Genomic DNA, 22,204 nt, shown 5'->3' on the forward strand with positions numbered 1-22,204 from the left:
ATCCGGGTTCCCGTTGGCGAATGGCAGAGTGCTGGGTCCCAAGCCTCGTTTTCACGGTGCAGGTCTCACGCGCTCTGAAACTGTTCGTCACCCTTTGGGACACCACTGGCAAAGATAGGCAGAATGCGAAACCGCGCTAAGGAGACGGAGGCTTCTCCGCCTACACTCAATCGATTATGTCACTTTTCATATGTCCCGGTTGACAAGACAGTGTCCCATCTGATAGTGCGGACGCATAGCTTGAATTGCTGAAGAGCCCGGCAGCTAGGGAGGAGATCGACTTGGAAAAACTGATTATTACGGCGGCCTATGACTCGCGGGTCTCTTATCCGGCAAATCATTTCTGTATGCCGTCGACGCGCGAGAATGTGCCGCTGATTGCCGACGAGTATGTGCGCTGCCTGAACGCCGGAGCAGCCGTTGCCCACCTTCACGGAGTGCGACGGCTTGAAGACAAGATCCAGGAAGACGGCAAGAAGCTGAGCCGCCTTGACGTCGATGGTTGGTGGGAGATGACGGAAGGCATCAAAGAAAAGGCGGATTGCATCATCCAGTACGGCATTGCTGGCGCGAGGCTCGACGACCGGGTTCCGTTGATGAAGCTTGGGCCTGACATGATGGCTGTCGCGTTCAATGCTCACGACGAATATTTTCAGCCTGACAAGAATTATCCGCCGAACGCGATTTACGCTCTTCATCCGCTGGACGAACTGCGCGACTACGCCCAGGCGACGCGGCAGCATGGCGTAAAAATGGAGCTTGAAACCTTCCATACCGGCGCTCTTTGGAACATGCGCAAGCTGATGGAAGAGGGTCTGCTCGATGAGCGAATCTGGACGACACTGTTCATTGGATGGTCCGGCGGCTCCTGGACCCCATGCACAGAGCGCGGCCTGCTCTATTTGATTGATTGCCTGCCGGAAGGCGTCGTGTGGAACGTCAGTTGCATGGATCCCCTGCGTCACTGGAACATTCTTGCAATGGCGATTTCGATGGGCGGACATGTACGGGTAGGTTACGAGGACAACCCATATCTGAATCCCGGCGAGCTAGCCGACAGCTGCGCGCGACTAGTGGACAAGGTGGTTGCCCTGGCACATATGCTGGGGCGCGAAATCGCCAGTCCGCAAGAGGCCCGTGAGATCATAGGGCTGAAGGCGGCTTGAGGTCAAAGGAATAGAAAGGGAGTGCCTTGGACGAAGACGGGACGAGCACGGCGCAGGACGAGACTGCCCAGTCTGGCGGGCTGATCAATCTCGTTGCGGATACTCTCTTTGCCCTCACGGAGAAATCCGAGGGCTTGAGCATCCGTGCCATAGCGCAAGCGACCGACAACAGCCGCAGTTCGACGCACCGGATTCTCCAGGCCCTCTCTCGTAGCGACTTCGTTCAACAATCCGAGAGCGGCAGTTATGTCGTCGGCCCGCGAATGCTGATGCTGGCGGCGCGGGTGTTCGGTGTCGTGCCTGTCCTTCAGATTGCACATGTGATCATGAAGGACCTGGTTCAGGAGCTGGGTGAGACCTGCTATCTCGCCACGTTTTCCGAGGCGGACGGCCATGCCACTTATGTCCACCGGATCGAGAGCGATCATCCGGTGCGATACATCCAGGCGCTTGGCTCGACGATACCGCTTCATGCGGGTGCCGTCGGCAAGGCTATTCTCGCGGCCTTGCCAGACTTCGATTTGGGTAAGCTCGATATGAAGGTCTACACCCCGAACACTCAGAGCTCTCTGACAGAATTGAAGGCCAGTGTCGCCCTGGCGAGGAAGAATGGTTATGCGACGAGTATCGAAGAGCGTGTGGTCGGCGTCGGCGGAGCGGCTGCGGCCGTTCGTTCGGGCGATCGAGTGATCGGAGCACTGACGGTCTCGGTTCCCAAGAACCGGATACCTCCAGAAGGGCTCGACAAAATTGGCCTTTGCGTGAGCAAGCACGCCGAGGCGCTTTCATCCATGCTGACTGCCATCGGCGTGGAGCGCATTTAGCAAGGGTCAGTCCCAGCGAAGGATGATCGGCGGGTGTCAATGCGATGCGCCTCAGAATGCGTCGCACGACGACGCTTGCCTACAGTTTGGCGAGGCACCATGGACTTACTGTCTAATTTCCGGTCGATGCTCGGCGCCGCAAATGTTCTAACAGGCAACGACGCGGCACCTTACCTGACCGATTGGCGAGGAGTATATCAAGGCGCCGCGCAGTGCGTGGTGCGGCCTGCGACCACCGAGCAAGTGGCCGGGATCGTGGCACTTTGCGCCAGCTCGGAAATCCCGATCGTTCCCCAGGGCGGCAACACCGGGCTGGTAGGTGGCGCCACGCCTGACGCGAGTGGCAAGGCCGTGGTCGTGTCAATGTCGCGGTTGAGCCGTGTCTGCGGCTTCGATCCTGAAAACAACACGGTCACCGTCCAAGCTGGCTGCGTGCTGCAGACCCTTCAGGAATATTGCCGCGACCGGGATCGATTGTTCCCGCTATCGCTTGCGGCGGAAGGCAGCTGCACAATTGGTGGCAATCTTGCCAGCAATGCCGGCGGATCGCAGGTGTTGCGGTACGGCACAATACGCGAACTGACGCTGGGTCTCGAAGTCGTCACCGCTGACGGGGAGATATGGAACGGGCTTGGCGGCCTGCGAAAGGACAACACGGGGTACGACCTGAAGTCATTGTTCGTGGGCAGCGAAGGGACGCTAGGCATTATCACGACCGCTACGCTGAAGCTTTTCCCGCTGCCCCGAATGACCCAGACGGCGCTTGTGGCGACAAACGGGATGGCGAGCTGTGTCCAGCTGCTCATCCGACTTCAGACGCAAATTGGGTTGAGTTTGACGGCATTCGAGGTCATGGCGAATGAGTGCCTGAAACTGGTCACATCACAATTTCCGCAGCAACATCTGCCTTTCGACGGCTCCTCAGTCGATGCGCCCTGGTTCGCCTTGCTGGAACTGTCCGGCAGCCAGGACCGGGAAGGGCTGGGCGAGTGCCTAGAAACCATGCTGGGCGACGCTTTGGAGGCGGGTGAGATTTGCGACGCGACCATTGCGACGAGCGTGGAACAGGAGCGGGCCTTTTGGCATCTTCGCGAAAGCATCACGCTAGCGCAGGCCAAGGGCGGCAAAGGCATCAAGCACGACATCGCGCTTCCGATCTCGAAAATCCCCGAATTCGTCGAGGAAATGGACCGGAACCTTTCGACGACATTCCCTGGCCTGTCGGTAATGCCGTTTGGGCATCTTGGCGACGGTAACCTTCACTACAACGTCGGCCCCTCTCCGAGGTTCGCAGAGGATGCCCTACAGCGCAGCCATGATCGGATTTATGTGATGGTGCACGACGCCGTCCATGCGCTCGGTGGGTCGATAAGTGCCGAACACGGCATCGGCCAGCTGAAACGGGGTGAGTTGAAGCGCTACAAGACGGCTCACGAATTGGCAATGATGCGCTCCATCAAGGCGGCATTCGACCCCATGAACATCTTAAATCCTGGAAAAGTTATCTGACCAAACAGTCTGGCGGGTCTTGGCGAAGTCGCGAATACCTGAATGGAGCCTACATGAAGTATCTCAGTTTTTTTGCTTCCGGATTGCCGACCTGGGGCGTCGTTTCTGGCGATTATGCATTGGCAATTGGCTTGGTCGATGGTGCTCCCTCGACACTTCGACAGGCCATGTCGGACAAGAGCGATCTGGCATCTCTCGGCGCCCTTGCGCGCCGTCTGCCCCTAGCAGATATCGAGTACCTTCCTGTTATCCCCGACCCCGACAAGATCATCTGCGTCGGGCTGAATTACGAGGAGCACAGGAAAGAAGCGGGGCGGGCCGTCGTGGGACATCCGACGCTATTCACCCGTTTTGCCAATGTCCAAGTCGGGCATGGCAGGCCACTGCTTCGCCCGAAAGAGTCGATCGAATTCGACTATGAGGGCGAACTGGCCCTGGTGATCGGAAAGGGCGGCCGATCCATTCGTGAGGAGGATGCCTTCAGTCATATTGCTGGCTATGCCTGCTACAATGACGGATCGATCCGGGATTGGCAGCGCCACACCTCGCAATTCGTGCCCGGAAAGAACTTCATCGGCACAGGCGCTTTCGGACCCTGGCTTGTGACACCGGACGAGGTCGGCCCGCTCGACAACCTGCAGATCGAAACGCGCCTGAACGGCGAAACGGTGCAGAAGTCGACCCTCGGCCATATGATTTTCGACATCCCTACGATCATCGCCTACTGCTCCACCTTCACCCGGCTCGAGGTCGGCGACGTCATCGTAACAGGCACACCCGGCGGGGTGGGCATGAAGCGGGAACCTCCCCTGTGGATGAAGGCGGGTGACGTGGTCGAAGTCGAGATCGACCGCGTTGGCCTGCTGCGCAACCCAGTCGAGGACGCAGCGTGAATCCAGGTCAACATATTTCGGGCGGTCGAACCTGCTGCCTAAAGCCAGATGGAGGACGATGTGATGGCGCAAGGACACAATAAGGGCGATTCCAAGATCGAGGCCCTGCTTGCTGTGGTCGAACAATTCCAGCCGGGCGTGCGCGAGCGCTTTGAACTGCGCCGTCGCATCGACCCTGCCTTCGCAGAGGCTGTATTGACCTATGCCGCCCGACTGTTTGGCCGCCCGGTGCTGGACGTCCGCACCCGGCTGCTCGTCATGGTCGGCCAGTTCACCATGTCCCGCCGGCACGCCCGACTGCGCGAAACCGTGATTGCCGCCTGCAACCACGGACTAAATCTCAACGAAGTTCTCGAGGTCATACTCCAGTGCTCGATCTACGGCGGCGAGTCGATCGTGGACGAGCCGCTGGAGATATTCGCCGAGGAGGCCGGCGCACGCGGTCTGCTCGACGGCGTCAGCGCGAAGGCCCTGCAACCGGGCCAACGCAATGCGGAACGAAGCCTGGAGGCCGAGCGCCAAACCTGGCATCCGGTCGATTCAAAGGATCCACGGGCAGATTCCCTGTTGAAGAAGTATGGCTGGCACGGGATCAGCATCGCGCTGGTGCTTCGGCCGCTACACACGCTGAACAACGCGACCTTCCTCGAATCTCTCGACGAAAACTTCACGCACGCCTTCTACGATTTCGGCTACAGCGACATGTACGGTCGACAGGTTCTCGATCACCGGACCCGGCTCCTGTGCATGGTTGGCAACACTCTCGCCATTGGAGAAATCGTCCAGACCCGCCACCACATGCGCACGGCCATCAAGCAAGGCGCTTCGGCACGCGAGGTTCTTGAGGTGCTGTTCCAGTCCGTTGTGACGGTCGGCCATCCGAACATCGTGCCGGAGCGGTTCCGCGATCTCGCGAAGATCGTCGAAGAGGAATCCGGCGCCTCGTTCTAGGCGTCGGAGCACCAACGGGAGAAATGACAGTGGGCGAGCGCAGGATACTGATCGTTGGGGCAACGGGCCTTGTGGGGGCGGCCGCCACCGAACATTTCTCGTTCTTGCCCGGATGGGACGTTGTGGCTTTGTCCCGCCGCCCTCCGTTGGCGCAGGCGAGTTATCACATTGCGGTCGACCTGACCGACCGCGACGCCTGCCTCAACGCATTCAAGGGGGCACCAAGGATCACCCATATCCTCTATGCCGCTCTCTACGAAGAGGAGGATCTGGAGACGGGCTGGCGCAGCACGTCGCAGGCGGGCATCAACCTGCAGATGCTGCAGAACGTCGTGGAAAGCGTCGAGGCGACATCCGAACTGAGCCACGTCACGATCCTGCAGGGCGGCAAGGCCTATGGTTCGCACCTCGGGCGGGTGCCGGTTCCGGCCAAGGAACGCTGGCCGCGGATGTCGCATCATATCTTCTACTGGCAGCAGGAGGACTATTTGCGGGCTCGCTCCGCCGAGGCGGGTTGGGCCTTCTCGGTCCTGCGGCCGCAGCTTATTCTCGGCGATGCCTTGCGCAGTCCAATGAACATTGTCGCGGCGCTGGGTGTCTATGCCAGCGTCATGCGCGAGATGGGACGGCCATTGACGTTCCCAGGCGGCGGCGCCTATGTGACCGCCTGTGCCGACAGCCGGCTCATTGCGGGCGCTGCGGAGTTCTGCGCCACACGGCCTGAGGCGGCGGGCGAGACATTCAATGTCGTCAATGGAGACGCCGTCGTCTGGCGTGACCTCTGGCCCTCGATCGCCGCCCACTTCAACATGCCGGTCGGCGATGACGAGCCTATGAAGCTAAGCGAGCAGATGCCGCTCTTTTCGGACTGGTGGGATCGCATTGTGGCAGCTCACAGCCTCAAAATCCTGTCCATGAACGAAATCGTCGGTGCTTCCTGGCAGACTGCGGATCTGACTCTGGGCTATGGGCGCGAGCGCCCCTTCGACAGGCTGATGAGCCCAATCAAGCTGCGCAAGGCCGGTTTTAGTGACTGTACGGACACGGAAGACGCCATTTTGCACTGGCTGAAGCGAATGCAAACGGCACGTATTCTACCCCCCTGACGCACCCGAGGGCAGCTTTTTGGCTCGTGCCTGCGCCCGCGAATGCTCTGCACTTTTCAGTTACTCCGGTGGTTCTTTCAATCCAAGAACGTTGACGTTTTCGTGCCTATCTGCTAAATTGGGTCATCGTCCCGGTATGTGGGACAAGTAGGGAGGAGCGCGGTGATTTGTATCCCGCTTGGTCAAACCGAAGGTCAACGCTGCCGGCATGTCGGCTGACGCCGGGCTAACTGCCTTTGGTTTCATCGAAGGACCTTGCCGCCTGGCATGAGGCCGAGACCTGGTGCCCGACTTCGGGATTGGCACGGAAAATCGAATTGGCAGTGAGCCGCAGAGCCGCTTGGACCCGCAGGGGTGACTTCATGGCCTGCACGGAGGAGCTGGATGCGGGTAGGGCGCCGTAGACCGCGCCGCGCCATCTAGAAACAGAAATGGCGGGCATGTCGCTCGCGATCAAGGGAGGACTGTCAATGCAAACAATGTCTCGAAGGAACGTTCTGAAGCTGGGTGGCATAGCCATTGCCAGTCCGTTCATTATCCGCAACGCACGTGCGGCCGAGTTCAACTACAAGCTTGGCCTCGAGCTTCGCGACGATCAGCCGCTGCCGAAGCGGATGTTGGAAGCCGCCGCGACGATTGCCGAGGAGACGAATGGCCGGTTGCAGATCCAGGGCTTTCCCAATGGCGCCTTGGGTAACCCAGTCGAGACGCTCAATCAGGTCAGGTCCGGCGCCCTTGAATTCCTGACCTCGTCCTTCGGGATACTTTCCACGCTCGATCGGCGAGCCGGTTTGCCGACGTTGGGATTCATTTTCGAGAACTACGACCAAGTCTGGAAGGCCATCGACGGTGATCTGGGCAAATATGTGGCCAAAGTGATCGCCGAGCACGGCGAACTGGCCGTCGTGGATGGCATCCATGACATCGGTTTTCGCCATGTAACGTCGAACAACGGATTGTTTGCGCAGCCCGCAGACCTGAAAGGGGTCCGGATCAGGACGCCCCCAACTCCATTCCTGACGTCGCTGTTCAGTGCGCTCGGCGCCTCGCCCACTCCGATCGCTTTCGGTGATCTCTATTCAGCGCTGCAGACCGGGACGGTGGATGCGCAAGAGAATCCGCTGACGGTGGTCGCCAGCTACAAGTTCTATGAGGTACAGAAGTTCTGCACGCTTACCTCCCACACCTGGGACGGCTGGGTGCCTGTGGCAAACCGCGCCGCTTGGGAGAGACTGCCGGAGGATATTCGTCAGGTGGTGGCTCGCAATTTCCAGAAGGCCGCTCTGCAACAGCGCAAGGACATAGCAACGCAGGTCGCCGCGGTGCGGACGGATCTCGATCAGAAAGGGCTGCAGTTCGGCAGCCCTGGCCCGGGCGTGTATCGCAAGACACTGCAAGGAACCCAGTTCTATTCAGACTGGAAAAAACAAATCGGCGCGGAGGCATGGGGTGTCCTCGAAGGCGCAGTCGGAAAGCTGGGATGAGATGACCATGACCGCGGCCGACGACGGAAAGACACTCGACGCAATCGTTCAATGCCATGAGGCAAAAACCGTCGGCATGCCCAAGAGAGACTCGCTGTCCAGGATTTTGGATCTGGTGGTGGCGTTGGCTGCCCATGCAGGCGCCATCCTCCTGATTGGCGAGATCGTCCTATTGTCGGCCGCGGTCTTCTTCCGATACGTCCTTCGCTCGCCGCTGATCTGGTCGGACGAACTGGCCGAGCTCATTCTCATCTGGCAAGCCATGCTGGGTGCGGTAGTTGCCTTTCATGCCGGTCAGCATCTGAGGCTAAGCGTTCTGTCGGACGCGCTGCCGATCAGGGCGAGGGCGTTCCTCGAAATGGTATGTCTCATCCTCACGGCGCTCGTGGCGGGGCCTTTGGCGTTCTATGCGCTCAAGGATGCAAGAGCGGACCTTGGCTTGATGACGCCCGTGCTTGAGATCTCACCCGCCTGGCAAACGGGTGCGTTGATTGTCGGGCTCGGGTTGATCGCGATCTTGGCTCTTGGTACCCTGATCCAGAAAATCACGGCTGACAATCGGTCGACGACGCTTGCGGCATTTGGAACGGTCGCAGCCGTCATGGCGGCAGCCTGGATGCTCCAAGACGAATTTTCTGGCTTGGGCAATCTGAACCTGGTCGTCTTCTTCATCGGGCTCGTCGGGGCCTGCATAGCGATTGGCCTGCCAATCGCTTTCTGCTTCGCGATTGCGGCAATGGCCTATGTCTTGTTTGCCACACACGCCCCACTCGACATCGTGCCGGCCCGGATGGAAACGGGGATGGCTCACATCCTGCTTCTTTCGGCTCCGCTGTTCATCGCGCTTGGTGCGCTGCTGGTCATTTCCGGCATGGCCAACAACATGGTCAAGCTTCTCGTGGCGTTGGTCGGCCATGTGAGGGGCGGCTTATCCTATGTGCTTATCGGCGGCATGGCTCTTCTGTCAGGCATTTCCGGGTCGAAGGCTGCCGACATGGCGGCGATCGCCCCGGTCCTCGTGCCGGAAATGCGCCGCCGCGGCGCCAATGACGGCGAAATCGTCGGTCTGCTCGCCGCATCCTGCGCCATGTCGGAGACAATTCCGCCAAGCCTGATCCTCATCATGACCGGGGCCGTAACCGGCGTTTCGATCGGCGCCTTGTTTGCGGCCGGCTGGTATCCGGCGCTTGCCCTCGCGGCCCTTCTTTGTGTGCTGGCCCGGTTCCGGGCCGCAAGATCGGGCGAGGACCAGTCCGAGAAGGCAAGCTGGGGCAAGATCGGCAAACTGGCGATCGTCGCAGTGCCCGTGCTGGTTCTGCCATTCCTGATCCGAGGCGCGGTGGTCGAGGGCATCGCCACCGCGACCGAGGTGGCGACGGTCGGCATTGCCTATGTCCTGATCCTGACTCTGCTGATCGAACGCCGCTTCGACTGGCGCCGCCTCTATGCGTCGCTAAAGGACGCATCGGCGTTGACGGGGGTCATTTTCATAATCTTGGCCTCCGCGAACGCCATGGCTTGGGGCTTCGTCCAGTCCGGCTTCTCATCGATCCTTGCCGGCGTGGCGGGTACACTCCCTTGCGGAACTTACGGGTTCCTGGTGATATCCATCATCGTGTTCATCATTCTGGGGAGCATCCTGGAGGGCATTCCGGCCATTGTCCTCCTTGGACCTCTGCTTTTCCCGGTTGCCAAGTCCCTGGGTGTATCCGAGGTGCACTTTGCGCTGGTTACGGTGATGGCCATGGGCCTTGGGCTTTTCGCCCCGCCTTTTGGCGTCGGCTTCTACACGGCCTGCGCCATTTGCCGCGTCGAACCGGCCGTGGTCATGAAAGCGATATGGCCCTATCTCGGTGTCATCTTTGTGGGGATTGTCCTGGTCGCGGTTGGTCCAATTGTCGTCGAAGAAATTGGCGTGATCTGGTAGCCGAAATTCTAAAGATTTGCCGGTTCCCCAGGTGTCGCAATGATTTCAGGAGGTGGGTTGGGGATTTTGGCTTGGCCGGCCGCGAGACTGCATTGCTGCGACGCATTCGTTGGCGCGAGGCACATCGTCCTCCACAACAGCGGCCCGGCTCGGCGCTCGCACACACAATGGTTCGCCGGCGGCAATGGAGCAGAATGAGATGCTTGTGCAAGACAAAATGACCAGGGTTATTCTTGGCGGAACGGTTGTGACTGGCCGCTCGGCACAAGCTCCCTTGCCAAGTCACGATGTCTGGCTGAGCGGTGAAAAGATCGTGGCCATTGCGCCCTCCGGCGAACGAAGCGTGCCGGCAGAGTGCGATGTTGTCGATGCGCGCCACGCAATCGTCATGCCAGGGCTGATCGATTCACACCGGCATCTGTGGCAGACGACTTTGCGGGGAATGTGTTCCGACATGATCGCGCCGGAGTACAGACATCAGCTGCGCGAAGCGCTGGTTCCTTTTTTCCGTCCGCAAGATGTCTACGCCGCGACCCTGGCCGGCGCCCTGGAACTGATCGACTGCGGCATCACAACTGTGTTGGACTGGGTTCATATTCTGAACAGCCCCGAACATGCCGACGCCTCGGTCGCGGCCTTGCAGGCGTCGGGCATGCGAGCCGTTTTCGCGCACAGCGCACCAAATGACACCGATGCGCCGCTTTGGTGGTCGAACAGCGATCGTAAGCATCCTTCCGACGTGCGACGTCTGCGCAAGAAGCTTTCGGATGACGAGGCGCTCGTGACCATGGCCTTCGCTGCTCGGGCGCCACAGCTCGTCCAGCGCGTGGTGCGAGTTCATGACTGGCACCTGGCACGTGAACTCGGCCTGCGGATCGCCACGGATGGCGGGATCGGAGGAGGGCTTTGGGGAGGACGCACCTACCCGATCAGATTGCTACAGCAGGACGATCTTCTGTGGCCGGGCACGGTTTATATTCATTGCAACAATCTAGCCCCCGACGAGTACGATCTTATCGCTGGTACAGGTGGCCATATTTCGATTTCTCCCTGCGCTGAAATGTTTGTCGGATTTGGAATGCCCGCGACTCAAAACGCCTTGAGCCACGGGACAAGGCCGGCGTTATCAACGGACTCCGTGATTTTCGTAGCAGGTGACATGTTCGGCACGATGCGGTCGACGTTAAGCTCACTGCGGGGGATGTTGGGATATGAGGCAACCCTTGCAGACAAGGGTGTCGAGCCTTGGGACATCACAACGGCCGACATATTGGAGATGGCGACAGCGCGGGGAGCTGCCGCCCTCGGCCTGTCGGACAGGACAGGTACGCTCGAAGTCGGCAAATCAGCCGATATCGTGCTTTTGAATACCCGATCGGTCCGCCTTTCGCCCCTCAACAATCCCCTGTCGACGATCGTCCTTTTAGCCACCCCCGCCGATGTCGAGACTGTCCTGATCGCCGGCAAGATCGTGAAGAAGAATGGTGTCCTCACGAATTTCGATCTGAACGCAGTCATCGATGGTGTCACAAAAAGCCGAGACTGGCTCGTCGCAAAAGGGGGCTCTCAGCTTGGTCCTGCGGTGAAGAGACGGCTGGCAGACAGTGGATTCGACCACCTGTGATCACCGACTGACTGAGTACCTGCGTACAGGGAGCACGCGACCCGTCGGCCCGCCTGGGCAGCGTAGAGATGAAAACGAACAACTATGGAGGAAGACATGTCCACCTACAGCTATTTCCTTCACCTCAGGCGGCCGAGCTTCCGCCTGGTCTTGAAGAGCGGCAGCTCCTTTCCCTCGGGTTTGGATCCCATTGACTGGAAGTGCAAGGAGGAGCGGCCTTATGACAAAGTCCATGCCGAGGTGATGAAGGACATCGAGCGTCAGGGCTTTGGCGCCTATCAACAGGATATACGGTCAGAAGACATTCCTGGTGCGCGTATCGCTGCGTCGTCAAGGAGATAGGCGAATGGCCGAACATTATTGCGACTATCTCTACAAACATCTGCCGGCATTCAGACTTGTGATTCCAAAGGACGGCCCCATGCCGCCCGCCACCACCGCGGACGACTGGCAACTGATCAGAAACAGATCGGCATCACAGCTTTCGGTCGACGGTCGAGATCAGGTTGACAGCGAAGGATACGCAATCATCCGGGTCAATGTGACCCTGGGTGAGCTCCTGTCGCTCTAACGCATGTCGCCCAGAATTGTTGGCCCGGCATGGGCAGGGGGCGAAGCGGCTGGCTTCGAGTCATGGGGCTGCTGGAGCCACCACTGGGAAGCGGCCGCGGCGCCGCCACCTCAGTCTTTTCGACGGCATTAAGTGGGACACTGTCTTGACTAAAGGGACAGTTTAGTCAAAACTTGATCAAGGTGCGGGATCGCTCGAAGCGCTGGTCGTGGGACTGTCGGCAAAGGCGCTTGATTGTGCCGAATGCTCAGAGCGCATCCGCGGGATCGCGTACGCGCTCGACAGCCAAGATAAAAATGCATCAGCCACCCGTGAGGAGGAAAGACCGATGAGAGCACCCTATCCGAATTTGCCCAGTTACTCAGAGATCATGGCTCGCACGGATGGCCCGGCTGGTTCGGGCTGGGGCGTCTTCGGTGACGATGATCATATCGGGACGATCAATCTTCTGTCTCCGGAGGCCGTCGTCAGCGCCGCCTCATTGGTGAAGCGTGGCGCAACCTTCAATCTGGACTACGAGTTGAACGCGTTCGCGCCGCCGGTTTCCCCCTACCGTCGAGGAATTCAGCACACCGTCGTGTCGCGCCATGACGGTCAAGTCTATGACGATTTCGTCAGCGACTTCTTTTTGCAAGGCAGCTCGCAGATCGACGGTCTGCGGCACCATCGCCACAAGATCCACGGATTCTATGGAAACGTGCCAGCGTCAGCAGTGGAGGCGGGCTCGCCGGCGCTCGGGGTTCAGCACATTGCCCAGAAAGGAATTGCGGGCCGGGGCGTGCTTCTCGATGTCCAGCGATATCTTGAGGAGCAAGGGCGACCTCTGGATCTCGCCACCAACTCCGTGATTGCGCTCAGTGATCTGGAGGGAGCGGCCGAGGCCCAGGGCATCTCGTTCGAACGAGGCGATATCCTTCTGCTGCATACCGGCTGGGCCAGACATTTCCTGAACGATCTGACGACGGAGGATAGGGCTTGGATCATCAAGGAGCGCACATTCTGCGGTGTCGAACAGTCGCGCGAGATGCTGGCTTGGATTTGGGACAACCACTTCTCAGTCCTCGCAAGCGATACCGTCGTGGTCGAGGTGATGCCGAGCATCCCGACGTCGCCATTCGAAACAAATGTCGGGCGCCTGATGCATCCCGATCTCATTGCGCTTCTCGGCGTCTGTCTCGGCGAGATGTGGAAACTTGACGAGCTGGCCGCGGATTGCGCGCGGGATGGCGTGTATGAGTTCCTGCTGACAGCCAAGCCGTTGAACCTTGTCGGAGGCGTTGGTTCGCCGCCGAACGCGCTGGCGATCAAGTAACTCCGGGAGGTGTTGAGGCCCCGCAAGCAGCATTCATCCAACCGCTCAAATCGGATCGCTGCCGGCCTGAAACCAGCTTCGCACGCCCTTGTATCTTGGGTCAGCAAGCGACAGGTGCGACGCTCCGACCTCACCCAAGCTACCCTTGCCCCATCTCAAAGGTCACGAATGACGAAGCAAATCGATACCAGCGGCAGTCGGTTTCTGCATCGAGTTCACGTACCATCTCGTCGACCTCCGCGACAGGTGAGCAGGCCTCCATGCGGGTGGTGTAAGTGCCCGGCCTCTCCCTGAAACGAGAGCCGCGACGCGGGGGCAGGTCCATAGCGAAAGCGTATAGAGCGCATTTGAAAAATGTATTACCTCCAAAGTCCTGATTGCCCGATAGTCCCCCACGGGTTCCACTGAACTCAGCGTGCCCACGGCTCAACGCCCGGCACTAAGGGAGGATAAATTGACGACATTCGCAACCATGTTGCGATCGCTTGCCGTTGTCGCAACGATCGCTAGCGTCACCCCTGCATTTGCCGGTGGCGTGGATGAGCTGCCCAAGAGCATCCAGGATGAGCTCTATAGCAAAGACATGATGGATCCGATGCAGCCGCTCGCGGAAAGCGCCTACCGCGACTGGAAGCCCAAGAAGGGTCCGCCTTGGACGATCGGCTACGCCAGCTCCTATGCTGGTAACACCTGGCGCGCCGACGTCATGAAGCGGCTCCAGGAAGAGATTATTCCGAAATGGAAGAAGCTCGGCCTGATCAAGGACGTGATCATCACCCAGTCCAATCTGAACGACTCCACGCAGATTCAGCAGATGCGGCAGTTGGTTGACCAGGGCGTCGACGCGATCATCGTCTGCTGCTCGAACCCGACGTCACTGAACCAGACCGTCGAATATGCCCACCAGCGTGACGTCCCGGTTTTCTCTGCCGTTGGCTATCTCACCTCGCCTTATGCGGTGAACACTTCGGCGAACTTCGTCGTGGGTGGCAGCATGCTCGGCGAATGGATGGCCAAGCAGATCAACGGCAAGGGCAATGTCCTGGTGGTCGAAGGCATTCCGGGCGCGTCTGCTTCCGACTCACAGAACGTCGGCGTTCTGAAGGCCCTGGCGAAGTACCCGGACATCAAGGTCGTGGGCCAGGTTGCCGGCATGTGGACCGATCAGGTTGCCCAGTCGGAAATCCAGAAGTGGCTGGCCACCAATCCAGGCGATCTGAACGGCATCATCATACAGTCGGCATCTGAACTGGGCGCCTTGCGCGCACTGCAGCAAAGCGGCCGCGATATGGTCCCGTTCTCGATCGGCGGTGAGATCGGCGCGCTTTGCTACTGGCGCAACAACAAGGATTTCATCTCGCAGGCGATCCATGCCTGGCCTCCGGGGGACGACTTCGAGTTCGGCTGGAATGTCATGATGCGCACGCTCGAGGGCCAAGGCCCGAAGATCCAGTCGATCCTGACCAAGCCGCAGACCATGACCTACGACCAGCTTGAAAAGGCCGTCCCGGCTGATTGCAGCGAAGATTCCGATGGCTGGTACAACGTTGGTGCCCAAAACTGGGCAAGCAAGGATTACCTGGACCAGTTTTTCCTGCGTCCGGCCGATCCCGAAGCCTTCAAGGCGAACTGACCGAAAGAGGTCTGGCCACCCCGTCAGCGGTGACGGGGTGGCATTTCCTTCATTCCGTGCAAGTCTAGCCGACCAACGTCGGCCAACTGGACCTATGATGTCGTACCCCACGGTTGAACTCTCATCGGTCAGGAAGACCTTCGGGCCGACTGTAGCGCTCGGCGGTTGCAACCTGACGGCCTACGCTGGGGAGGTTCATGCGATCATTGGCGGCAACGGCTCGGGCAAGAGCACGCTGGCGAAGGTCATCTCCGGCGTACTGATACCGGACAGTGGCCAGGTGTCGATACTCGGAAAGTCGGCAACGTCTCCGCACGAGGCGCGCCAGCTGGGCATCTCAAATGTCTTTCAGGAGGTGCTCGTCGCGGACGAGTGCTCGGTGCTGGATAACCTCTATCTGGGCGCGGATGGCCTTTTGGGTTCGTCCATGAACCGGGAAGAAAAAGAAGCCAAGGCATCCGCATTGATGCGCGAACTCCTCGGCTTTGACATCAATCTCTCCGGTTTGGTGGGCGAACTACCCCTGAGCGTCAGACAATGGGTGACGATAGCCAGGGCTCTCCTGACTGATCCCAAAGTCCTGATTCTCGACGAGTCCTCGGCCGCGCTCGACTTCGATTCCACGGAAAGGCTGTTCCGCAAGATGCGGCAGCTCAAGCAACGGGGGGCAAGCATCCTGATCGTCACCCACCGGATCGCCGAGCTGGTGCGTATCGCCGACCGTGCGACGGTTTTGCGCGACGGCGTGGATGTCGGCAGGCTGGCGAAGGAAGAGATTACCGAGGCCAGGATTCTCGAACTGATTGCCGGTGCCGAGCGCAGCGGCACAAATCGTGATCAGCCGTTGCCGACGCGGCGCGGCGATCGGCCGGTCCTCCGCGCAACCGATTTTCGGGTCTGGTCAGACGCTGCCCCCGTGAGATTCACCGTGTATCCTGGCGAGGTCGTCGGGATTACCGGGCTGGATGGGCAGGGGCAGGCGGATTTCGTAAGATGCATCGCTGGCATCCAGTCTCCGATCGCCGGCCGGTTGGTGGTGGTCAACGACGGCAAGGCCAGTGAGGTCACGGATCTCGCATCGGCGCGACGCAATAACATCAGCTATGTCAGCGGCGATCGCAAGAAAGAGGGCACCTTTCCCAATCTGAGCATTTACGAGAACCTGCTGCTTCCGGTGTATCGCGAATTCCGCTCGGGCGGGGTGCTCAACTTCATTAACCGCACCAAGCTGACGCCGGTGTTTGAGTGGGAATCCAGCAAACTGGCCGTTAAGATGGGGAGCCCGGAGAACCTCATCACGTCGCTGTCCGGCGGTAACCAGCAGAAGGTACTGATTGCCAGGGCCTTCGCGGAAAAACCGGTGGTTCTGGTGCTCAACGATCCTGCCCGCGGCATCGACGTCGGGGCCAAGCTCGATCTCTACCGCAACCTGAAGGAATTCGCTGCGCGCGGCAACGCCGTGGTTTTCCTGTCCAGTGAACTGGAGGAATTTCTGAACCTGTGCACGCGGGTTCACGTGTTTCGCAATGGCGCCATATCGGCGGATTTCGAACCGCCTTTCGATGGCCATGCCATCCTCAACGCCATGTTCGGCCGCCGCGCGACGGCGCGCTTGCCCGGCGAGGCCGCCAACGAGAATGGCCCAGGCAAGCCGGCGACTGTCGCCGAGAGTCACAATCCCAGACTTGAGCAGGGCAGGCCGGTGCCGAGGCCTGTGACGCTGCTGAACAAGGAGGTAAACCATATGGCGGCAACCCCATCTTTCATGCTGAGTTGTCCTGATATCGCGCCTGGTAGCGTCATCCCGGACCGGTTCACCGAGGACAACCGGCTTTCGCCGAGACTTGTTTGGTCTGGGCCGCCGGAAGGCACGCGCAGCTTTGCCTTGGCCGTCACCGATCCTGATCTGCCGGAAGCATTTAATTTCCCCCGCTCGTTTGCGCACTGGCTGGTGGCGAACATTCCGGTCGAGGTTCGTGAGCTCCCAGAAGGCGCCAGCGGCAGCTTGCGGCTGACGCACGGCGCCGCTGAGTTCAACAGCGACTTCGTGACATTCAAGATCCCAGGGTTCGGCAAGGGATATGGCGGCCCTTGGCCACCGGACAGGGCTCACCGGTACTTTTTCACGCTCTATGCGCTCAAGGCGGACAAGGTCGAGTTGCCGGCCGACGCCGATCTTGGCGCATTTGCGGCTGCGGTCATGCCGGTGGCCATCGATGCAGCGTCGTTCGTGGCAGTCTACGGGCCAGCAAAGAAGTCTCTGCCCGCGTAAAAACCGGGCAAGTAATTCCCCAATCAGGAGGATCGCATGAGTAGATATGGAAGCAGGAGCAGCTTTGATCTGGAGTGGATCGAGCGATGGGCAAGGAAGGTCAATGACGACCGCATTTTGCCGGTAGTAGGGCGGTTTTTCACGAGTAAGTTCGTGCTCGGCTTCGACGACACGGAGTATCTCGTCGACGTCCGGGGCGGCAAGATCCAGAAGATTGCGCAAGGCCTCACTGCGAATGACATGGGAGTCGAATTTTGGCTCAAGGCGCCGAGCAGCGCCTGGTCGAAATTTGCCCAGGAAATCCCACCGCCGATGTTCAACGACATATGGGCGATGGCGCATCCGCTGCACAAGCAGCTGATTATCGAGGGCAATTCGCTCCCCTTCTGGCAAAATCTGCGGGCGCTGACGCGCATGCTCTCGCTGATGCGACAAGTTTAACGGCAGCGCAGGAGAGTTGTCATGAATACACACGATCCAATCGTTGGGCGCTACGTCTACGTCCAGTGCGAAGGCAAGACGTACCGCACCTATTACGAGGAACACGGCGAGGGCATTCCGATGGTCTGCCTGCACACGGCCGGCACGGACGGGCGCCAGTATCGGCACCAGTTGTGCGACCCGGACATCAGCCTGAATTTCCGCGTTATCGCTTTCGACATGCCCTGGCACGGCAAGTCGATCCCGCCTGCAGACTTTCACCTGATGGAAGACGAGTACAAACTCACAACCAAATTTTACTGCGAGTTCATCGTGGCGTTCTGTCGGGCCCTCGAACTGCGCAAGCCGGTCCTCATGGGCCAGTCGATGGGCGGCAACATCTGCCTGGCGCTGGCATTGCGCTATGAGAGCGAGTTTTCGGCCTTTATCGCGCTAGAGGCATGCGACTACTCGCCGGGATGGTGGATCGACGCGCTGCATCACCCCCATATCCATGGCGGCGAGGTGGTTGCGACTTCGGTGTTCGGCCTCATGGCACCGCTCTCGCCGGACGACTATCGGTGGGAAACCTGGTGGTACTACGCGCAGGGCGGTCCCGGCATCTTCAAGGGCGATCTGTACTTTTACAGCGTCGATTCTGACTTCCGGGATCAATGCCAGAAGATTTCTGGGAAGGTGCCGATCTATTTCCTTACCGGTGAGTATGACTTCGCCTGCACGCCGGAAATGACCCAGCGCACGGCCGAAAAAGTCAAGAATTCGGAATGCATCATCTTTGGCGGCGGCCACTTCCCGACCTCGGAAGACCCGGCAAAATTCAAGGAAGTGATCACGCCGGTGCTGAAGAAGATCCTTGGTGCGGATCCCGAACGGCGCGGCCAGGGCAGCAACGCCCTTTCCGGACGGAGCATTTCCGAAACTCGGTCGACCGCTCGCAGTGAGCGGACCAGTGAAGGCCGGAAGGTCATCGAGTTCTAGGTTGCGCTAGCAACGAAAGACAAATGTTGATGTCCCAGTCCAGGGGTTCCCAGAACACCTACCTGTTGGTCCCGATCCTGCTGATCGCGCTGCTCTTGAGTACCGCGGTCATCAGGGGGCCGAACCTTGTGTCCTTGTCGGGGTTCGGTAGCGCGATCATCGTGTCGGCGCCCCTGATCCTGGCGACATTCTCACTCATGGCCCTGGCTGTGGCGGGACGTGGGACAGTCGACCTTGCGGTCGGACCCTTGCTCGCCTTCATCAACGTCACGATCGTCAAGCTCAATGGCCTTGGCATCGTCACGGGTCCCTTTGGCGTCTTTCTGGTCGCCCTGGGGATTGGCGTTCTCTATCAGCTCTTCTTTGCCCTCATCATCATTTTCGTGCGCGTCCAGCCGATCATTGTAGCGCTCAGTGGCTTTCTGGCCCTGACCGGGATCAACCTCGTCATCCTCCCAAGACCTGGCGGCACCGCACCGGACTGGATGTCGTCCTGGGGCCTCGGCAACACGATCTTTTCACCGATCTTGCTGATCGTGCTGCTGGCTATCGCGGCCTGGCTGCTGTTCACCACGACGTCGTTTTACGCGAATTTGCGTTTGATGGGCTACGATGAGCGTGCGGCTTATACGAGCGGCGTCCGCATCAACGTGGTGCGTATTGGGGCTCACATCATCGCAGGTCTCTTCGTTGGCTTGGGCGCGATCTGCTATACCGCCCTGATTTCGTCAGGAGATCCGACACAGGGCACCACCATGACGCTGACGGCAGTGACCGCCCTGGTGCTGGGCGGGGTCAGCCTGTCCGGTGGACGCGGTGGCGTGGCTGGCGGGCTGCTGGGCGCGCTCAACCTCTTTCTTATCGGCTATGTTCTTGCCACGTTCAATTTCGGTTCCACGCAAGCCTTTGTGACGCAGCTTTTCTACGGGCTGATCCTCGTTCTGTCGCTCTTGCTGACCCTTCTGGTCCCCATCATCGGGCGATACCTCCACTTCATTTCACCCTTTGCGGCCTTCGCGGTCCTGGGCTGCGTGGTCGTCGGGATCATGCTGTACATCAGCACCCGCGATACCTATGGCGTGGCCGTCGCCGGCGAGGCCTTCAAGTCCAATCCGGACGTGATGACCCGCTATCTGCTGCTGCCCGTACAGTCGGGAAGCGGGCCGGCTCTGCCCGATCTCACGCCGCTGCAAAAGATCGTCTTCGGCTTCGCCGTCATCTTGGCCGTGCTGACGTTCACTGTCCGCGTCATCGTAGCTGAAGCGGTTTCCGTGCGCCTTGGCGCCTTCATCTATGTCTTCGTCTCGGCACTCATCCTGCTCCTCTTCCTGGTCGTCGGCCAGCAAAGCCACGCGGCCGGAATTCTGGCGACAGGACAATCGTTGGGGATCGGGCCATGAGTCAGACTTTCGGCGACGGCGGCCGCAATGGCGGTCTCTTCATCCCCCATTCGCGCGCCTTGGTGTGGCTTAACCTCGCCGTCACGTTCGTGGTGGCGGCGATCAGCTTCAGCCTGGGTTTTTGGCAGGGGCTCAGCGCCCAGATCGTCATCCTCTACACCATCGTTCTGGCCGCCGTGCTGTTCTGGCTGATCAACTACGTCGCCGTCATCTTCGAGTCCCGATCTTCGTCTCTTGAAACCGACACTGCAGCCCCGGCTGGCGCCGGTGGCGTCTGGGCCGGCAACCGAGTTCTGATCATCACCATGGCGGTGATGTTGATCGTGTATCTGCTGATCACGGCCACGGTCCCGTCCTTCAGATCCCTTGGCAACCTGATAGCCTTCCTGCTGCTGGAAGCGATCCTGGTCTTTGCGTTCAAGGTCGGTAACCGTTTCGCCCATGGCCGCAGCGCCTTTATTGGACTGATTGTGCTGCTGGCGCTGATTGTGATCAGTTCCTTTACGATCAACGGGTTCCTCTCCGCAGCCAACATCAAAGCAATTTTGCTGTTTGCAGCCTTCCTGGGCATTGCCTGCGTCGGGCAAACGCTGGTGGCGTTGCTCGGCGGCTTGGACCTCTCGATCCCGTTTGTTATCGGCGCGTCCAACATAGGGCTTTTGTTCCTGATCGGTCTTGGCGTACCGCCCTGGCTCGCGGTGGTGTTCGTGCTGATCATCGGCGGTGCCTTGGGTTTCTTGAACGGCGTTCTGTCCTACCGCCTGCAAGGTCAGGCATTGATCCTCACCCTCGGAATGGGATTTGCAATCGCTGGGCTTGTCCAGATTCTGACCAGCATTGGATCGTCCTTTGGCGGCAACGTCTTTGGGACCGTTCCGAAATGGCTGCAAAATCTCGCCGCCATGAACGGTCGTACCTTCGGCCTGGCTGTCCCGCCAACGATCCTGTTGTGGATTGTCATCGCGGTCATAGTCATCGTTGGCCTGCGTTATTCCGCCTTCGGCCGCTACATCTACGCCCTGGGCGGCAATCGCCGCTCGGCCAAGCTGATCGGCGTCTCCGAGTTCAAATACTGGACACTCGCCTACACCATCAGCGGCTTCTCCGCGGCGTTGACCGGGGCGCTCCTGCTCGGTTGGAGCGGGGGTGGCTTCATCGGGGTCGGCGACCAGTATCTTTTCACAACCCTGGCCGCAGTCGTGATCGGCGGGACGTCGCTCATGGGCGGATATGGCGGCTATGGCTACACCGTGATCGGGGTACTCGTCCTGCAAGTCCTGAGCGCCTTCCTGATTGGCATCGGGCTCAAATACGAATGGCAACAATTCATTTTCGGTCTTCTGATCCTGCCGATGGTCGCGCTCTACGGCCGCGCCCCTCACATCAGAGCCCAGGTCTAGGGAAAGCCCATGTTTGGAACACTCTTTCAGTCCAGCGCCGTGGTCAGCACCGCGCTCAGCGTTGCAACCCTTGCCATGTTTGCCACAGCTGCCCTGGCAATGCTGGGCCTGACATGGACGTCAGAGCGCTGGCGGGTTCCCCTGGCGCTGTCAGCCGTTGCGCTCCTGGCGTCGGGCCTTGAATACTATGCTGCCTCCAACATCTGGCTGGTGGGCCAGCAGCTCAGCGCCGCCTCACGCTACGTCGCGTGGTTCGTGGTCCAGCCGATGCAGGTCGCATCGGTGTTTTTCTTTACCTGCATTGCAGGGAAAGTGCCCGTGGGCGTGTTCTGGCGGACACTGGCCGCGGCAATCCTGATGGTGCTTGCTCGCTACCTCGGTGATGCACGGCTTTTCAACCCAACCCTTGGCGTGCTGCTGTCGATCGCGTTCTGGCTTTATATCCTGGGTGAATTGTATTTCGGCGCCATGGCAGATGCCGTTGGCAAGTCGACGCGGCCCATCCGGCTCGGTTATTTCTGGATCAGGCTGATCATGACCATCGGTTGGGTGATTTACCCGATCCTGCATTTCGTGGATGTCGTTATCGGCACGGGACACGTGGCACCGATCATTGTGCTCTACACCGTTGCTGACCTTATCAATCTCATCGCTGTCTCAATGATCGTCCTCGCCGTCGCCGGCGAGGAGCGTTTCTGAAGGCTGTCAATCTT

General features: G+C 59.6%; 19 protein-coding genes. All 19 read left to right on the forward strand.

Annotated elements, in window-relative coordinates; translation table 11 throughout:
- Positions 1 to 281: 281 nt before the first annotated feature.
- The 19 genes from ACFOJ9_RS03625 (at position 282) to ACFOJ9_RS03715 (ending at position 22,190) form a co-directional block, all read left to right on the forward strand.
- Complete coding sequence (locus tag ACFOJ9_RS03625) at positions 282 to 1,166, forward strand: BKACE family enzyme (protein ID WP_378921765.1); 885 nt, start codon at positions 282 to 284, stop codon at positions 1,164 to 1,166.
- A 26-nt stretch (positions 1,167 to 1,192) separates the two neighbouring features.
- Complete coding sequence (locus ACFOJ9_RS03630; protein WP_095090214.1) at positions 1,193 to 1,990, forward strand: IclR family transcriptional regulator; 798 nt, start codon at positions 1,193 to 1,195, stop codon at positions 1,988 to 1,990.
- Between the two features lie 99 nt (positions 1,991 to 2,089).
- Complete coding sequence (locus ACFOJ9_RS03635) at positions 2,090 to 3,499, forward strand: FAD-binding oxidoreductase (RefSeq protein WP_378921767.1); 1,410 nt, start codon at positions 2,090 to 2,092, stop codon at positions 3,497 to 3,499.
- A gap of 53 nt (positions 3,500 to 3,552) precedes the next feature.
- Positions 3,553 to 4,392, forward strand: coding sequence for a fumarylacetoacetate hydrolase family protein (locus tag ACFOJ9_RS03640; protein WP_095090212.1), 840 nt, complete (start codon positions 3,553 to 3,555; stop codon positions 4,390 to 4,392).
- A gap of 63 nt (positions 4,393 to 4,455) precedes the next feature.
- Positions 4,456 to 5,343, forward strand: a complete 888-nt coding sequence (locus tag ACFOJ9_RS03645; protein ID WP_378976998.1) for a carboxymuconolactone decarboxylase family protein — start codon at positions 4,456 to 4,458, stop codon at positions 5,341 to 5,343.
- A gap of 23 nt (positions 5,344 to 5,366) precedes the next feature.
- The gene (locus tag ACFOJ9_RS03650; protein WP_095090210.1) at positions 5,367 to 6,449 is read left to right on the forward strand and encodes an SDR family oxidoreductase; all 1,083 of its coding nucleotides are present in this window, start codon (positions 5,367 to 5,369) and stop codon (positions 6,447 to 6,449) included.
- Between the two features lie 440 nt (positions 6,450 to 6,889).
- The gene (locus tag ACFOJ9_RS03655) at positions 6,890 to 7,933 is read left to right on the forward strand and encodes a TRAP transporter substrate-binding protein (RefSeq protein ID WP_378977000.1); all 1,044 of its coding nucleotides are present in this window, start codon (positions 6,890 to 6,892) and stop codon (positions 7,931 to 7,933) included.
- 7 nt (positions 7,934 to 7,940) lie between these two features.
- Entirely contained in the window at positions 7,941 to 9,860 is a 1,920-nt protein-coding gene (locus tag ACFOJ9_RS03660) for a TRAP transporter large permease (protein ID WP_095090513.1), read from the forward strand.
- A 199-nt stretch (positions 9,861 to 10,059) separates the two neighbouring features.
- Positions 10,060 to 11,484, forward strand: a complete 1,425-nt coding sequence (locus ACFOJ9_RS03665) for an amidohydrolase family protein (protein ID WP_167392288.1) — start codon at positions 10,060 to 10,062, stop codon at positions 11,482 to 11,484.
- A gap of 96 nt (positions 11,485 to 11,580) precedes the next feature.
- A complete protein-coding gene (locus tag ACFOJ9_RS03670; RefSeq protein ID WP_378921771.1) occupies positions 11,581 to 11,826 on the forward strand; it encodes a hypothetical protein in 246 nt (81 codons plus the stop codon).
- Between the two features lie 4 nt (positions 11,827 to 11,830).
- Positions 11,831 to 12,055: a hypothetical protein gene (locus ACFOJ9_RS03675; RefSeq protein WP_095090206.1), complete on the forward strand. Its 225-nt coding sequence runs from the start codon at positions 11,831 to 11,833 to the stop codon at positions 12,053 to 12,055.
- Positions 12,056 to 12,263: 208 nt separating this feature from the next.
- Positions 12,264 to 13,367 (forward strand): cyclase family protein, encoded by a 1,104-nt coding sequence (locus tag ACFOJ9_RS03680; RefSeq protein WP_143748876.1) that lies wholly within the window; start codon positions 12,264 to 12,266, stop codon positions 13,365 to 13,367.
- 472 nt (positions 13,368 to 13,839) lie between these two features.
- Entirely contained in the window at positions 13,840 to 15,000 is a 1,161-nt protein-coding gene (locus tag ACFOJ9_RS03685) for an ABC transporter substrate-binding protein (protein WP_095090203.1), read from the forward strand.
- A 97-nt stretch (positions 15,001 to 15,097) separates the two neighbouring features.
- Positions 15,098 to 17,272, forward strand: a complete 2,175-nt coding sequence (locus ACFOJ9_RS03690; RefSeq protein ID WP_167392287.1) for a YbhB/YbcL family Raf kinase inhibitor-like protein — start codon at positions 15,098 to 15,100, stop codon at positions 17,270 to 17,272.
- 153 nt (positions 17,273 to 17,425) lie between these two features.
- A complete protein-coding gene (locus ACFOJ9_RS03695; RefSeq protein ID WP_378921774.1) occupies positions 17,426 to 17,713 on the forward strand; it encodes a hypothetical protein in 288 nt (95 codons plus the stop codon).
- A 21-nt stretch (positions 17,714 to 17,734) separates the two neighbouring features.
- A complete protein-coding gene (locus tag ACFOJ9_RS03700) occupies positions 17,735 to 18,691 on the forward strand; it encodes an alpha/beta fold hydrolase (RefSeq protein WP_095090200.1) in 957 nt (318 codons plus the stop codon).
- A gap of 65 nt (positions 18,692 to 18,756) precedes the next feature.
- Positions 18,757 to 20,091 carry an ABC transporter permease gene (locus ACFOJ9_RS03705; RefSeq protein ID WP_245331269.1) on the forward strand — a complete coding sequence of 445 codons (1,335 nt, stop codon included), beginning with the start codon at positions 18,757 to 18,759 and terminating at the stop codon, positions 20,089 to 20,091.
- Positions 20,088 to 21,491, forward strand: coding sequence for an ABC transporter permease (locus ACFOJ9_RS03710; RefSeq protein ID WP_095090199.1), 1,404 nt, complete (start codon positions 20,088 to 20,090; stop codon positions 21,489 to 21,491). The genes ACFOJ9_RS03705 and ACFOJ9_RS03710 overlap by 4 nt, the downstream gene beginning before the upstream one ends.
- A 9-nt stretch (positions 21,492 to 21,500) precedes the next feature.
- Complete coding sequence (locus ACFOJ9_RS03715) at positions 21,501 to 22,190, forward strand: bacteriorhodopsin (RefSeq protein ID WP_095090198.1); 690 nt, start codon at positions 21,501 to 21,503, stop codon at positions 22,188 to 22,190.
- Positions 22,191 to 22,204: the final 14 nt, after the last annotated feature.

This window comes from Mesorhizobium cantuariense, from assembly GCF_042647205.1.
GTDB classification, from domain to species: domain Bacteria; phylum Pseudomonadota; class Alphaproteobacteria; order Rhizobiales; family Rhizobiaceae; genus Mesorhizobium; species Mesorhizobium cantuariense.

Coding starts and splice junctions, on each gene's coding strand:
- ACFOJ9_RS03660 (WP_095090513.1), top strand. CDS start 7,941: ATGACCGCGGCCGACGACGGAAAGACACTCGACGCAATCGTTCAATGC.
- ACFOJ9_RS03685 (WP_095090203.1), top strand. CDS start 13,840: ATGTTGCGATCGCTTGCCGTTGTCGCAACGATCGCTAGCGTCACCCCT.
- ACFOJ9_RS03640 (WP_095090212.1), top strand. CDS start 3,553: ATGAAGTATCTCAGTTTTTTTGCTTCCGGATTGCCGACCTGGGGCGTC.
- ACFOJ9_RS03700 (WP_095090200.1), top strand. CDS start 17,735: ATGAATACACACGATCCAATCGTTGGGCGCTACGTCTACGTCCAGTGC.
- ACFOJ9_RS03690 (WP_167392287.1), top strand. CDS start 15,098: ATGTCGTACCCCACGGTTGAACTCTCATCGGTCAGGAAGACCTTCGGG.
- ACFOJ9_RS03710 (WP_095090199.1), top strand. CDS start 20,088: ATGAGTCAGACTTTCGGCGACGGCGGCCGCAATGGCGGTCTCTTCATC.
- ACFOJ9_RS03665 (WP_167392288.1), top strand. CDS start 10,060: ATGCTTGTGCAAGACAAAATGACCAGGGTTATTCTTGGCGGAACGGTT.
- ACFOJ9_RS03645 (WP_378976998.1), top strand. CDS start 4,456: ATGGCGCAAGGACACAATAAGGGCGATTCCAAGATCGAGGCCCTGCTT.
- ACFOJ9_RS03670 (WP_378921771.1), top strand. CDS start 11,581: ATGTCCACCTACAGCTATTTCCTTCACCTCAGGCGGCCGAGCTTCCGC.
- ACFOJ9_RS03675 (WP_095090206.1), top strand. CDS start 11,831: ATGGCCGAACATTATTGCGACTATCTCTACAAACATCTGCCGGCATTC.
- ACFOJ9_RS03715 (WP_095090198.1), top strand. CDS start 21,501: ATGTTTGGAACACTCTTTCAGTCCAGCGCCGTGGTCAGCACCGCGCTC.
- ACFOJ9_RS03650 (WP_095090210.1), top strand. CDS start 5,367: ATGACAGTGGGCGAGCGCAGGATACTGATCGTTGGGGCAACGGGCCTT.
- ACFOJ9_RS03635 (WP_378921767.1), top strand. CDS start 2,090: ATGGACTTACTGTCTAATTTCCGGTCGATGCTCGGCGCCGCAAATGTT.
- ACFOJ9_RS03655 (WP_378977000.1), top strand. CDS start 6,890: ATGTCGCTCGCGATCAAGGGAGGACTGTCAATGCAAACAATGTCTCGA.